The organism is Epibacterium ulvae, from assembly GCF_018678075.1.
Classification (GTDB): Bacteria; Pseudomonadota; Alphaproteobacteria; order Rhodobacterales; family Rhodobacteraceae; genus Epibacterium; species Epibacterium ulvae_A.
In genome coordinates, this window is the sequence record NZ_JAHHIR010000096.1 from 24,667 (window position 1) to 37,137 (window position 12,471).

The 12,471-nt window shown below is 55.9% G+C and carries 13 protein-coding genes, 1 tRNA gene and 1 riboswitch; of the genes, 6 read left to right on the top strand and 8 right to left on the bottom strand.

Annotated features, from left to right (window positions below; genetic code table 11):
* Positions 1 to 48 precede the first annotated feature (48 nt).
* Entirely contained in the window at positions 49 to 747 is a 699-nt protein-coding gene (locus tag KMP13_RS18825) for a response regulator (protein ID WP_215267530.1), read from the bottom strand.
* Entirely contained in the window at positions 744 to 1,256 is a 513-nt protein-coding gene (locus tag KMP13_RS18830) for a MarR family winged helix-turn-helix transcriptional regulator (protein ID WP_215267531.1), read from the bottom strand. Before KMP13_RS18830 ends, KMP13_RS18825 begins: the two co-directional genes overlap by 4 nt.
* A gap of 163 nt (positions 1,257 to 1,419) precedes the next feature.
* On the opposite strand from KMP13_RS18830, the gene KMP13_RS18835 reads away from it, so the two are divergent.
* Complete coding sequence (locus KMP13_RS18835; RefSeq protein WP_215267532.1) at positions 1,420 to 2,286, top strand: branched-chain amino acid aminotransferase; 867 nt, start codon at positions 1,420 to 1,422, stop codon at positions 2,284 to 2,286.
* Between the two features lie 64 nt (positions 2,287 to 2,350).
* Here the strand turns inward: KMP13_RS18835 and KMP13_RS18840 are convergent, their stop codons facing one another.
* From KMP13_RS18840 to KMP13_RS18850, 3 genes are all read right to left on the bottom strand, one after another.
* Positions 2,351 to 3,316, bottom strand: a complete 966-nt coding sequence (locus tag KMP13_RS18840; protein ID WP_215267533.1) for a DMT family transporter — start codon at positions 3,314 to 3,316, stop codon at positions 2,351 to 2,353.
* 80 nt (positions 3,317 to 3,396) lie between these two features.
* A complete protein-coding gene (aroC, locus tag KMP13_RS18845) occupies positions 3,397 to 4,500 on the bottom strand; it encodes a chorismate synthase (RefSeq protein WP_215267534.1) in 1,104 nt (367 codons plus the stop codon).
* Positions 4,501 to 4,590: 90 nt separating this feature from the next.
* A complete protein-coding gene (locus KMP13_RS18850) occupies positions 4,591 to 5,046 on the bottom strand; it encodes a 6,7-dimethyl-8-ribityllumazine synthase (protein WP_215267535.1) in 456 nt (151 codons plus the stop codon).
* A gap of 75 nt (positions 5,047 to 5,121) precedes the next feature.
* A riboswitch (FMN riboswitch) is annotated at positions 5,122 to 5,271 on the bottom strand.
* Positions 5,272 to 5,415: 144 nt separating this feature from the next.
* On the opposite strand from KMP13_RS18850, the gene KMP13_RS18855 reads away from it, so the two are divergent.
* The 4 genes from KMP13_RS18855 (at position 5,416) to KMP13_RS18870 (ending at position 8,981) form a co-directional block, all read left to right on the top strand.
* Positions 5,416 to 6,012: a glutathione S-transferase gene (locus KMP13_RS18855; protein WP_215267536.1), complete on the top strand. Its 597-nt coding sequence runs from the start codon at positions 5,416 to 5,418 to the stop codon at positions 6,010 to 6,012.
* 228 nt (positions 6,013 to 6,240) lie between these two features.
* Positions 6,241 to 6,828, top strand: a complete 588-nt coding sequence (petA, locus tag KMP13_RS18860; RefSeq protein ID WP_215267537.1) for a ubiquinol-cytochrome c reductase iron-sulfur subunit — start codon at positions 6,241 to 6,243, stop codon at positions 6,826 to 6,828.
* A gap of 11 nt (positions 6,829 to 6,839) precedes the next feature.
* On the top strand, positions 6,840 to 8,168 hold the full coding sequence (locus tag KMP13_RS18865) for a cytochrome b (RefSeq protein ID WP_215267538.1): 1,329 nt from the start codon (positions 6,840 to 6,842) through the stop codon (positions 8,166 to 8,168).
* Positions 8,169 to 8,186: 18 nt separating this feature from the next.
* Positions 8,187 to 8,981: a cytochrome c1 gene (locus tag KMP13_RS18870; RefSeq protein ID WP_215267539.1), complete on the top strand. Its 795-nt coding sequence runs from the start codon at positions 8,187 to 8,189 to the stop codon at positions 8,979 to 8,981.
* A 202-nt stretch (positions 8,982 to 9,183) separates the two neighbouring features.
* Here the strand turns inward: KMP13_RS18870 and mtaB are convergent, their stop codons facing one another.
* Together mtaB and dapF are read right to left on the bottom strand one after the other, a co-directional pair.
* Complete coding sequence (gene mtaB, locus KMP13_RS18875) at positions 9,184 to 10,440, bottom strand: tRNA (N(6)-L-threonylcarbamoyladenosine(37)-C(2))-methylthiotransferase MtaB (RefSeq protein WP_215267541.1); 1,257 nt, start codon at positions 10,438 to 10,440, stop codon at positions 9,184 to 9,186.
* Positions 10,437 to 11,279, bottom strand: a complete 843-nt coding sequence (gene dapF, locus KMP13_RS18880; RefSeq protein ID WP_215267543.1) for a diaminopimelate epimerase — start codon at positions 11,277 to 11,279, stop codon at positions 10,437 to 10,439. The genes mtaB and dapF overlap by 4 nt, the downstream gene beginning before the upstream one ends.
* A gap of 206 nt (positions 11,280 to 11,485) precedes the next feature.
* Here dapF and KMP13_RS18885 point away from each other — a divergent pair.
* Positions 11,486 to 11,561 (top strand) — tRNA-Lys (locus tag KMP13_RS18885).
* A gap of 375 nt (positions 11,562 to 11,936) precedes the next feature.
* Here KMP13_RS18885 and KMP13_RS18890 read toward each other — a convergent pair.
* The coding region (locus tag KMP13_RS18890) for an IS3 family transposase (RefSeq protein WP_251363955.1) at positions 11,937 to 12,471 on the bottom strand (535 nt) is incomplete at its 5' end.

Consider the following 12,471-nt stretch of genomic DNA (forward strand, 5'->3'; position numbering starts at 1 on the left):
CAAGAGGTTCCGGTGCGCGCTGTCGAAATCGTCAACGCGCCGCCGCTGTTAGTCAGGCGCCAACATATATCCGGCGCCACGCACGGTTTGCAGGTATTGCGGCTGCTTGGGATTGGGTTCGATCTTGCGGCGCAGGCGCGTGATTTGAACATCCACGGCGCGTTCTTGCGCTTGGCCACGATCACGGCCCAGATCCTCAACCAATTTGGCACGGGTCACGGCTTCGTTTGGTTGGGCTGAGAAGATCTTCATCAGCTGGCTTTCCGTGCTGGTCAGACGCACCAGATCTTGGCCTTGCCACATCTCACCGCGTTCGATGTCATAGCGGATATCGCCAAGGTGCAGCACCTTGGGGGCGGTATCTTCGGGCTTGGCTTCGGGCATACGACGTAGAATAGCGTTGATGCGCAACAGCAGTTCTTTGGGCTCAAACGGTTTCGCCAGATAATCATCTGCTCCGGCTTCAAGCCCCGCAATTCGGTTTTCCGTCTCGCCTTGGGCGGTCAACAACAGGATCGGGGTTGTATGGGTTTCCCGCAGCGCTTTGGTCAGGGAAATCCCGTCTTCGCCGGGCATCATCACGTCCAGGACAATCAGATCAAAATCCAACCCCGACAGGACCCGACGTGCATGTTGTGCGTCCCGAGCAGCCGTCACCAGAAAACCCGACCGCATCAGAAATTTTTTGAGCAGCTCACGGATCCGCTCGTCATCATCCACAATTAACAGGTGGGCATCGCAATTCATGAACTCGTTTCCCGAAGTTTGGTATAGGCGCGGCGCATATCAGCATCCATCATTGCTTCTAGCACCTTTCTAAACCCTTGTACCGCCTCTGGTCCCGCTTCTTTGTAGGCGGCACGCATGCGCGCACGTTGCGCGTTAGACAGTTCGGCTTCAAGGGTTTTTCCCGCTTCGGTCAAGAATAGGTGGCGTTCCCGCTTGTCCGCGGTGCCAACCCGGCTTTCGACCAGCCCGTCTTCGATCAGGGCGCGCAGAACCCGGTTGAGCGATTGTTTGGTCACACCCAGAATGGACAATAGATTGTTCACGGTGGTGCCAGGTGCGCGGTTGATAAAGTGGATGGCACGGTGGTGGGCCCGCCCATACGCCAGCTTTGCAAGGATGCGGTCCGGATCAGCCGTAAAGCCCCGATAGGCAAAAAACATCGCCTCGATGCCTTGCCGCAGCTGTTCATCCGTCAAGAACAGCAGGCTCTCACCTCTGTTGAATTGACCGCTCCGCCCATCTGACATGTTATGCCTCGTTCATTTTTTTGTTTGGGTGAGCTTATGTCAGTGATGTTGACATTCCAAGGGTGAAGATGTATCGAATCGCAGATTTGGCGCAACTATATGTCCTAATGTGACGTTGCGGACGCAATAATTGAAATAGCAATGACCCTCGGGAGGGTGCGCGATGACAGCATATGATGACCGTGATGGTCTGATCTGGATGGACGGTGATCTGATCGATTGGCGAGATGCAAAGGTGCATCTTTTGACCCATGCGATGCACTATGCGTCTTCGGTTTTCGAAGGGGAACGCGCCTATAACGGTAAGATCTTCAAAAGCCGCGCGCATTCGGAACGTCTGATCGCCTCTGCGGAAGCGCTTGATATTCCGTTGCAATATTCAGTCGATGAAATCGAAAAAGCCAAGGAAGAGACATTGAAGGCCTCTGGCCTCAAGGACGCCTATGTGCGGGCACTTGTCTGGCGCGGCTCTGGAGAAGACATGGGTGTGGCCTCGGCCAAAAATCCGGTCCATCTGGCCGTCGCGATCTGGGGTTGGGGCGCATATTACGGTGACGCCAAGATGCAGGGCGCCAAGCTGGACATCGCAGAATACAAACGCCCAAGCCCGGACACGATCCCGGTCCATGCCAAGGCGGCGGGTCTCTACATGATCTGCACCATTTCCAAGCACAAGGCAGAGGCTAAGGGCTGTTCAGACGCGCTGTTCATGGACTATCGCGGCTACGTGGCCGAGGCGACCGGTGCGAATATCTTCTTTGTCAAAGACGGCGAAGTTCACACACCGCTGGCAGATTGCTTTTTGAACGGTATCACGCGTCAAACCGTGATCCAGATGCTCAAAGACAAGCGCATCACCGTTCACGAGCGTCACATCATGCCCGAGGAAATGGAAAGCTTTGAACAGTGCTGGCTGACCGGCACCGCGGCTGAGGTTACTCCGGTTGGCGAAATTGGTCCCTACACGTTTGAAGTCGGCGCACTGACCCGCGATATCGCCGAATCTTACGAGGCGCTTGTGCGCGCCTAAAGCGTGGCAACGACTGAGATCCAAGGGCGTGCAGATATTCTGCGCGCCTTTTTTGTTTGTGGGGTTAGCCGCCTTTGGGATCCATCAACGGCTTCGCCTTGCCGCGTTTGACGCCCAACTGCCGTTCGCGCAGGATCACAACCACATTGGCAAAAATCACCAGCCCGGCTCCGGCCAGAACAACAAGGGCAGGCCATTCATCAAACCACAGGTAGCCGATCACGAGCGCAAAGATCATCGAGGCATAATCATAAGGCGCCAGCAGGGACGCAGGTGCGTAGCGATAGGATGAGGTCACCAGGATCTGTGCAACTCCGCCGATAATCCCGCAGGCGATCAACAGGCCCAGCGTATGCAGCGGCGGCACGATCCAGCCAAACGGTAGGGTGAACAGCGACAGAATGGATGCGGTCAGAGAAAAGTAGAAAACGATGGCCGCCGTCGCCTCGATCTGGGCCATTTTGCGCAGGTGTATTTGCACAAAACTACGCGCCGCCGCCGAAGCCAGAATGCACAGGCTGCCGATCATCGCGGTGTCTTTCATCGACTGTAGGCCGCCAAGTTGCGGCGACAGCATGATCAAAACACCCAGCAACCCGATGGCAACGGCGCTGATTCTGACAAAACGAATGCGCTCTCCCAACAGCAGCGCCGCAAGGATCAGCGTAAAGATCGGCGTTGCATAGCTGAGGGCGGTCGCTTCGGGCAGAGAAAGCAATCCTAGTCCGACAAAGTTGAACCCCATCGCCGTACTGCCAACAAGGCCGCGCCACACATGCAGGCCGGGATTTCGCGTCTTTAAACCTTGTGACAGTTCTCCCCGAAGGGCGAGCCAGACAAGGATAACCGGCAAGGCAGCGAACGACCGGAAAAAGACAACTTCGCCCGTTGGAACGGTTTGCACGGTTTCTTTTACGATGCCGGCCATCACCGTAAACATGCCAATCGCAACGGTTTTATAAAGGATACCGCGGCCCGGATTGTTCTGCGCAAGTGATGCGTTTGGGGTATTTTTCGAGACCTGAGCCATAGGCCGACTGTGCAGCCTATGGGGTAAAATAACAATGACGCAGGTCCTATTGGTACATTGTTTTTACGGCGTTATTTGGCTTAGCCGATGTGACCTTGGTTCTCACCGATCTGACCACGGTGCAGCAACAGGTGGTCAAGGATGACACAGGCCATCATCGCCTCAGCCACCGGGACAGCCCGGATGCCGACGCAGGGGTCGTGGCGACCTTTAGTGATCACTTCAACCGGGGAGCCATCTTTGCGGATCGATTGGCGCGGTGTCAGAATCGACGAGGTGGGCTTGACCGCAAAGCGCACAACAACGTCCTGTCCGGTGGAAATACCACCCAGGATCCCGCCGGCGTGGTTTGACGCGTAAACAGGTTCGCCGTCATTGCCCAAGAAGATCTCATCCGCGTTCTCGGACCCCTTCAGTCGGGCGGCGTTCATGCCTTCGCCAATCTCCACCGCTTTGACGGCGTTGATCGACATCATGGCGGCGGCAAGGTCGGTATCCAGCTTGTTATAGACCGGAGCACCGATGCCTGCGGGCACGCCTTTGGCGACAACTTCGATCACGGCACCCACGGAATCATGGGCTTTGCGCAGACCTTGCAGGTAGTCTTCCCAATCCTGCACGGCGTCAGCGTCGGGGATCCAGAAATCGTTTTGTTCGATCGCGTCCCAATCAAAACGGTCACGGTCGATTTCCATGGCACCCATCTGGGTCATGTAGCCTTTGATTTCCAAACCGGGGGCCAAAGCCTTGATTGCTTCACGTGCAACACCGCCGGCTGCGACGCGAGCCGCGGTTTCGCGGGCCGAAGACCGACCACCGCCGCGATAGTCACGGTTGCCGTATTTCTGGAAATAGGTGATGTCCGCATGACCGGGACGGAAGGTTTGTGAAATCTCGCCATAGTCACGCGACCGCTGATCGGTGTTTTCGATCATCAACTGGATCGGCGTTCCGGTCGACATGCCGTCAAACACACCAGACAGAATCTTGACCGCGTCTGCTTCGTTACGTTGCGTGGTGTTCTTGTTCTGACCGGGACGTCGCTTGTCCAGCCAGACCTGCAACATCTCGGGCGTGATCGGAACGTTCGGCGGGCAGCCGTCAACCGTTGCACCCAATGCAGGTCCGTGGCTTTCACCCCAAGTGGTGACGCGGAAGAGGTGGCCAAAGCTGTTCATAGACATGGGGTGGGGTCTCCTTTGCGCGACGTGCTTACCCTTGCACAGGCTTGGCCTCAAGGGGGAAGGGGCGCGGTTGCGCGCCCCGCCGTGGTCTTATTCCGCTGCGATCGCCGGAGTTTGTGCGAGACGCACGCGGGTCTCTGTGATCATCAGCGCGGCGCGGGCGGCCTCTTGGCCTTTTTGGATGAAATGCGCGCGGTAGATCTCATTGTGGTGATCGGTTTCTTGATACTGATGCGGTGTCAGCGAAACGGACAGGACCGGAACGCCGGTGTCCTGGCTTGCACGCATCAACCCGTCGACCACGGCTTGTGCAACAAAATCATGGCGATAGATCCCGCCGTCCACGACAAAGGCGGCGCAGGCAATGGCGGCATATTCCGCAGTCTTGGCGAGGTCCTGCGCGATCAGCGGCATTTCAAATGCGCCGGGGACGTCAAAGACATCTACTTGATCCGCCGGGATAATTTCCAGGAAACCTTTTAGGGCCTGGTCAACGATATCTGAATGCCAGTTGGCTTTTACAAATGCATATCGGGTGTGTGTCATCGGTATCTCCTTTGGTTTGACACGTCACCCAAGGCGATAACGAACGACAGGTCGCACCAAGGGCGCTACCTGACCGCACGTTCTCTTCCATCCGGACTTTAACCGTCGGCTCTGGCATCTCACCAGATCTGCTGACACTTGACCAAAGGCCAAGCCGCTCGCGGGCTGAACGGGACATGCCCGCATACCGCCGGTGGGGAATTTCACCCCGCCCTGAGAACAGGCGCGACACTGCCAAGATGGATTTCGGAATGCAAGAGCTATCGAAAGAGGACCGCGACAGATCACTCTAATGGGATCCGATGAAACAGGCGGTGGTTGTTTTGCCATGGGTGTCTAAGCTGGTGCCACCGAATCAGGAGACACCAAATGCGCTTGTTCCATGCCACCGCTTCGCCGTTTGTACGCAAGGTTTTGATTGTTTTGCACGAGACCGGGCAACTTGATGATGTGGAGTTGGAGACAGTGGTGACAACGCCTCTGACACCGGCGGATGGTTTGAAACCGGCCAACCCGATGTCCAAGATCCCCGCTCTGGAGCGCCCGGACGGTGCAACATTGTACGACAGCCGGGTGATTTGCGAGTTCTTGAACGAACGGGCAGGGGCCACGCTCTATGCGCGCGGCTGGGAGAGCAAGGTCTTGGAGGCAACTGGGGATGGGATCAATGATTCCGCCGTGCTGATGTCCTACGAAAAACGGTTGCGCCCCGAAGGTCAGATCTGGGCCGACTGGTTACAAGCGCAATCGAGCAAAATCCTGGATGGTTGCGCGGCGTTGAACACGCGTTGGGTCAGCCATCTAAAGGGGCCAATGGATATCGGGCAAATTTCCGTGGCATGTGCCCTAGAGTACGTCGATTTTCGTCACCCCGAAGTAAAGTGGCGCAACGGAAATGATCAGCTTGCGGATTGGCTCGCCCAATTTTCGGAACGCGACAGCATGATTGCCACTAAGCCCGCGTGATACGGCAAGAAAACAAGCATTAGGCCTTGAAGCGACATTAAAGACTCATCAAATAAACTCGCAAATCGCGTTAACTATGTGAAAGAAACGCCACACTGGTAGGCCCTGCGCCGCTTTGACCGCTAGACGAACGCACTTCTCCCCGCTAGACACCCGCTGAGGCACTGCCTTAAGTGGTGGTGTATGCGCATGTTTGCCCTAAGCGGGCGCTTGAATTGGAGAAGCCTCGTGTCCCACGCAGAAGATACCGAAGGAACCCGGAGAGATTTCCTCTACTACGCCACTGCAGGTGCTGGGGCCGTTACGGCCGGCGCCGCCGTTTGGCCGTTGGTCAACCAGATGAATCCGTCAGCCGATGTTCAGGCCTTGTCGTCGATTTTTGTCGACGTCTCGGGTGTTGAACCGGGTACACAGTTGACTGTGATGTTCCTCGGCAAACCGGTCTTTATTCGCCACCGTACTGGCGCTGAGATCGATAAAGCACGTGAACAGGATCAAGAGGCGGCTGGAAGCTTCCCTGACCCAGTTGCGCGCAATGCGAATATTTCTGACGCCTCAGCCTCTGCGGAAGACGCAAACCGGGTTCTGCCTTCACCGGAAGGCGAAGCACCTGGCGCGTGGATCGTACAAATGGGCGTTTGTACCCACCTGGGTTGCGTTCCTTTGGGAGATGCTGGCGACTTTGACGGGTGGTTCTGCCCGTGCCACGGTTCGCACTATGACCTTGCTGGTCGTATCCGCAAAGGTCCCGCACCTGAAAACCTGCCGATCCCGCCTGTAAGCTGGGATTCTGGCCTGACTCTGAAAATCGGTTAAGGGAGAACCTGATGTCCGGAATTCCTCACGACCATTACGAACCCAAAACCGGTGCCGAGAAGTGGCTGCACAGCCGTCTTCCCGTAGTAGGCCTGATCTATGACACCATCATGATTCCCACCCCCAAGAACCTGAATTGGTGGTGGATCTGGGGTATCGTATTGGCATTCTGTCTGGTGCTGCAAATTGTCACCGGTATCATTCTGGTGATGCACTACACGCCGCACGTCGACATGGCGTTTGCAAGCGTGGAGCACATCATGCGCAACGTGAACGGCGGTCATATGATCCGCTACGTTCACATGAATGGCGCATCGCTGTTCTTTGTTGCTGTTTATATCCACATCTTCCGCGGTCTTTTCTACGGCTCCTACAAGGCGCCGCGCGAAATCACGTGGATTGTCGGCATGCTGATCTATCTGTTGATGATGGGCACCGCCTTCATGGGCTACGTTCTACCATGGGGACAGATGTCCTTCTGGGGCGCGACCGTGATCACCGGCCTGTTTGGTGCAATCCCTGTTGTGGGTGAGCCAATCCAAACACTGCTGCTGGGTGGCCCTGCCGTTGGCAACGCGACGCTGAACCGCTTCTTCTCCCTGCACTACCTGCTGCCGTTTGTGATTGCTGGTCTGGTGATCGTTCACATCTGGGCGTTCCACACCACAGGCAACAACAACCCAACCGGTGTTGATGTGCGCAAAGGCTCCAAAGAAGAAGCCGAGAAAGACACGCTGCCGTTCTGGCCGTACTTTGTGATCAAGGACTTCCTCGGTCTTGCCGTAGTGCTGGTGGTCTTCTGGGCGATCGTTGGCTTTATGCCGAACTACCTGGGTCACCCCGATAACTACATCGAGGCGAATCCGCTGGTCACTCCGGCGCACATCGTTCCAGAATGGTACTTCCTGCCGTTCTACGCGATCCTGCGTGCCTTCACCAGTGAAGTCTGGGTGGTGCAAATTGCATCCTACGTCACCGGCGGCATCGTTGACGCCAAGTTCTTTGGTGTTCTGGCGATGTTTGGTGCGATTATCGCGATGGCTCTGGCGCCGTGGCTCGATACGTCTTCGGTGCGCTCCGGTAAGTACCGTCCGCAGTTCAAATGGTGGTTCCTGCTGCTGATCATCGACTTCTTTGCCCTGATGTGGCTGGGTGCGATGCCTGCAGAAGAGCCCTATGCATCGCTGTCGCTGATCGCATCGGCCTATTGGTTCGGGTATTTCTTTGTCATCCTGCCGCTGCTGGGTGTGATCGAAAAGCCAGAAGCACTGCCCGCAACAATCGAAGAGGATTTCGACGCCCATTACGGCAAGAAGTCCGAAGCTACTCCTGCTGAGTAAGAAGAAGGACAGCTACCAATGTTCAAGAAACTTGTAACCGGTGCTGCCTTTGCTTTGGCACTCGTCCCTGCTGCATCTTTTGCAGCAGGTGGTGGGGATCAGCACATCGAGGACTTCGCCTTTTCTTTTGAAGGCCCCTTCGGTTCTTACGACCAAAATCAGCTGCAGCGCGGCCTGCAGATCTATACAGAGGTCTGCTCTGCCTGCCACGGTCTGAAATTGATTCCGATCCGTACCTTGTCTGACGAAGGTGGCCCGCAGCTGCCGGAAGATCAGGTGCGCGCTTATGCATCGGACAACTTCTCGATCTATGATCCTGAGCTGGACGAAGACCGCCCCGCAAAGCCGACCGATAACTTCCCGGTCAACGACGCGTTGGGTGCGCCTGACTTGAGCCTGATGGCAAAAGCACGGGCCGGTTTCCACGGTCCTGCGGGCCTTGGTATCAACCAGCTGGTAAAAGGCATGGGTGGCGCGGAATACATCGCATCGCTTTTGACCGGATACACCGGTGAGACCAAAGAAGAAGCCGGCACAACCTTCTATGAAAACACCGCCTTTCCAGGTGGTTGGATTTCCATGGCGCCGCCACTGGCGGATGAGCAGGTTGAATTCATCGACGGTCACTCAAACGATCTGCACCACTTGTCAGAAGATGTGTCCGCATTCCTGATGTGGACCGCTGAGCCCAAGATGATGGCCCGTAAACAAGCTGGTCTTGTTGGCGTGTTGTTCCTAACCGTCCTGTCTGTGCTGCTCTATCTGACCAACAAGCGTCTGTGGGCACCGCACAAAGGCAAAAAGATCAGCTGATCCGGCTGACCTTAGAAAATTCAGAGCCGCCTGCATGTCACATGCGGGCGGTTTTTTGTTGTTTCTGAGTGGTGCGAAAGGCGCGGGTTAGCCCGGCATCGGCGAAACAGGAAGAACGGGGGCTGGGGGAGGCGAGATACCGCCCTACCCAGTCTCCGCTGCCTTCTGGAGACGCTGCACCATACTGTGCCCTTTAGGATGGTTAAGCGGTCAACTGACTGCCTTTTATGCCAGTGATGGAGGCCTGCAGCAGCGCGCCTTCGGTTTGCGCGGTGTCGAATGAGACTTCGGTGAACTGTTCTGTACGACCCATATGTGGGTTTTCCATCAGAACGTTATGAGTTTGCCCCACCTGTTGCGCCAAGTGTCGTTGCACCTGCTCATCGCCAATCTCGCGCAGCCGCGCGGCGCGCTGTTTGATGAGTTTTCCGTCAACTTGGCTTGGGATTTTTGCCGCAGGCGTGCCTTCGCGTTTGGAATAGGGGAACACATGTAACCAAGTCAGATCACATTCGGACACCAGCCTCAGCGAGTTTTCAAAATGCGCGTCAGTTTCGGTTGGAAACCCAGCAATGATATCCGCGCCAAATGTCATCTCGGGGCGCAGTTTGCGCGCTTCCTCACAAAACCGAATCGCATCATCGCGCAGGTGACGGCGCGCCATGCGTTTCAGAATCAGATCATCCCCGTGTTGCAGCGACAGATGAAGATGCGGCATCAAGCGCGGCTCGCTGGCAATCGCCTGCATCAGATTTTCGTCCACCTCGATCGAATCGATGGATGAAATACGCAGGCGCGGCAAATCCGGCACCAGTTTCAGGATACGCATGACCAGATCGCCCAGTTTGGGCTCCGCAGGCAGGTCAGCGCCCCAGGATGTGAGGTCAACGCCCGTCAGGACAACTTCATTGTACCCTTTGTCCACCAACCGCTTGATCTGATCCACGACCACGCCGGCTGGCACTGAACGGGAATTGCCGCGACCATAGGGAATGATGCAAAAGGTGCAGCGGTGATCGCAGCCGTTTTGAACCTGTACATAGGCGCGGGAACGGGTGCCAAAACCATCAATCAGGTGACCTGCGGTTTCGGTGACCGACATAATATCGTCGACCTGAACCTTTTCCGTTTCTCCGATAAAATCGGCGGACATGTTTTTCCAGGTGTCCGGCTGCATCTTTTCCGTGTTGCCGATGACCTTGTCGACTTCTTCCATCTTGGCAAAAGTCTCAGGCTCGGTCTGCGCCGCACAGCCTGTCACGATGATACGCGCATCGGGGTTTTCACGGCGCAGTTTGCGAATCTCCTGCCGGGCTTTACGCACGGCCTCAGCGGTCACTGCGCAGGTGTTCACCACAACGGTGTTTTCAAGCCCGGCCTCCTGGCTAAGCTCCTTCATGGCTTCGGTCTCATATGCGTTCAGACGGCAGCCCAGAGTGGTGAATTTCGGCGCGCTCATCCGAGGCTTTCCAGGAATTGACGTGTGAATGTTCCATCGCTGACATGCATCGTCTCACCTGTCATCCAGACGCCATCGTCGCGCCAGTCAACCCACAGTGTCCCTCCATCAAGGTCGATTCGAACTTTGCGCCCCGTCAGGCCGCGCCGTGCGGCTGCAACAGCGGTCGCACATGAGGACGAGCCAGAGGACAAGGTCACCCCAACCCCGCGCTCCCAGACCCGCATACGCAGGTAATCTGGCCCCACAAGATGGGCGATCTGCACGTTGGTGCGTTGCGGATACAGCGGATGATGCTCATATCTCGGGCCAAATTCCTCAAGCGGGATGCGCTCAGCATCCTCAACAAAGAACGTGCAGTGCGGATTGCCCATCCCGGTCGCCGTCGGGCTGCCCTCAATCGGCAATTCCAACGTATCCATGTCTTCGGCGAGCGGGACGTCTTGCCAGTTCAGCTGCGGCGGCCCCATGTTCACTGATGTCAGACCATCGCCAGCATCTAGGGCGAATAGATCGCCGCGTTCAGTGGTCAGATGCAGCCGGTGCGTGTTCAGATCGTTCATCAGGTAACGGGCAATGCACCGGGTCGCATTGCCGCATGCGCCAGAGGTCGAACCGTCCGAATTGAAAAACGTCAGATGCGAATCTCCGACCCCTTTGGAGATCACTGCCAGCTGGTCAAAACCGATTCCAAATCGACGATGGCCTATTCCACGCGCCATAGCGGGCGTGATGTCAAAATCCTCGGTCCGCGCATCGATCACGACAAAGTCGTTGCCGAGTCCATGCATCTTCATAAAGGGCAGTTTAGGGTGCGATACGTTGTTCATAAGCGGCATATAGCGGTGGACTCCAGATGAATCCAGCCTTCGACGAAAAAGTTGGAAAAAGGGGTTGACCCTATTCGGCATTATCCGTAGATACGCCGCCTATCGGGGCAGCATGACTTACCAAGTTACGCGGTTCCAGCGCAAATTAAGTGCTTGATCTCCTTGAGGAAAACACTTAGACGAAGCGCACGGCAGAGATGCTAGAAAAAGAAAGTGGGCCGTTAGCTCAGTTGGTAGAGCAACTGACTTTTAATCAGTAGGTCGATGGTTCGAACCCATCACGGCTCACCACTTTCTTCATTGACAGCTGACACGTGGTTTGTGTCTTTATTGACAATAGTTTGTCATTTTTCAAAAAAACTCGATTTCCGTTGTCGAAGTGTTGGGTCAATGCCAAAAGAGAGAGTGTTGATGCTTGTTGAAGCATGCACCGTCGTTGTGTTCGCCCGCGAAAATGTACGCTGGTAATTCTAGCCGGTTAGCTGGGTCTGTTTGACGCGAAGCGAGGATTAATTTCCCGAGCGGTATTCAGACAAAAACCGAGTTCATAGCTGCCCATTTGCGAACCGCTCTAGTTTCTATGCAGTCTTCCCGAATCCTAAGTAGACCGCTGGCACTTTGTCAGTGTGAGCTACTCCCCAATCCTTGGACAGGATCTGGCGTGATTTAAGCTACTCTTTGCACCTGCTGATCGGGGTTGGTTGTTTCGTTTCGCTGCCAATAGATCACAGCGGGTGGTTTGCCGCCAAGGGCGGAATGAGGACGCTTGTGGTTGTAGAACGCGATCCACTTTCTGACACCCGCCTTGGCCTCTGATCCAGTTTCCCAGGCGTGCAGGTAGACGCATTCATACTTCAGCGAGCGCCACAGTCGTTCGACAAAGATATTGTCGAGGAACCGGCCTTTGCCGTCCATTGAGATGCGGATGCCTGATCGACGCAGGCGGTCGGTCCAAGCAAATGACGTGAACTGGCTGCCCTGATCCGTATTCATGATCTCAGGTGGGCCGAACTGGTGGATCGCTTCATTCAAGGCATCCACACAGAACTCGGCTTCCAGCGTGTTCGAGATGCGCCACGCCAGTACCTTCCGCGTGTGCCAGTCCATGATGGCGACCAAATATAGAAACCCACGCCGCATCGGCAGGTACGATCTGTCGGCCCACCAAACTTGGTTGTTACGACCCACACCACGGTCACGC

Bases quoted from the DNA above. Each gene is read 5' to 3' on its own strand.
- mtaB (WP_215267541.1), bottom strand. From the start codon at position 10,440: ATGAGCGCGCCGAAATTCACCACTCTGGGCTGCCGTCTGAACGCATAT.
- KMP13_RS18825 (WP_215267530.1), bottom strand. From the start codon at position 747: ATGAATTGCGATGCCCACCTGTTAATTGTGGATGATGACGAGCGGATC.
- KMP13_RS18840 (WP_215267533.1), bottom strand. From the start codon at position 3,316: ATGGCTCAGGTCTCGAAAAATACCCCAAACGCATCACTTGCGCAGAAC.
- dapF (WP_215267543.1), bottom strand. From the start codon at position 11,279: ATGCCGCTTATGAACAACGTATCGCACCCTAAACTGCCCTTTATGAAG.
- KMP13_RS18855 (WP_215267536.1), top strand. From the start codon at position 5,416: ATGCGCTTGTTCCATGCCACCGCTTCGCCGTTTGTACGCAAGGTTTTG.
- KMP13_RS18835 (WP_215267532.1), top strand. From the start codon at position 1,420: ATGACAGCATATGATGACCGTGATGGTCTGATCTGGATGGACGGTGAT.
- KMP13_RS18850 (WP_215267535.1), bottom strand. From the start codon at position 5,046: ATGACACACACCCGATATGCATTTGTAAAAGCCAACTGGCATTCAGAT.
- KMP13_RS18870 (WP_215267539.1), top strand. From the start codon at position 8,187: ATGTTCAAGAAACTTGTAACCGGTGCTGCCTTTGCTTTGGCACTCGTC.
- KMP13_RS18830 (WP_215267531.1), bottom strand. From the start codon at position 1,256: ATGTCAGATGGGCGGAGCGGTCAATTCAACAGAGGTGAGAGCCTGCTG.
- aroC (WP_215267534.1), bottom strand. From the start codon at position 4,500: ATGTCTATGAACAGCTTTGGCCACCTCTTCCGCGTCACCACTTGGGGT.
- KMP13_RS18865 (WP_215267538.1), top strand. From the start codon at position 6,840: ATGTCCGGAATTCCTCACGACCATTACGAACCCAAAACCGGTGCCGAG.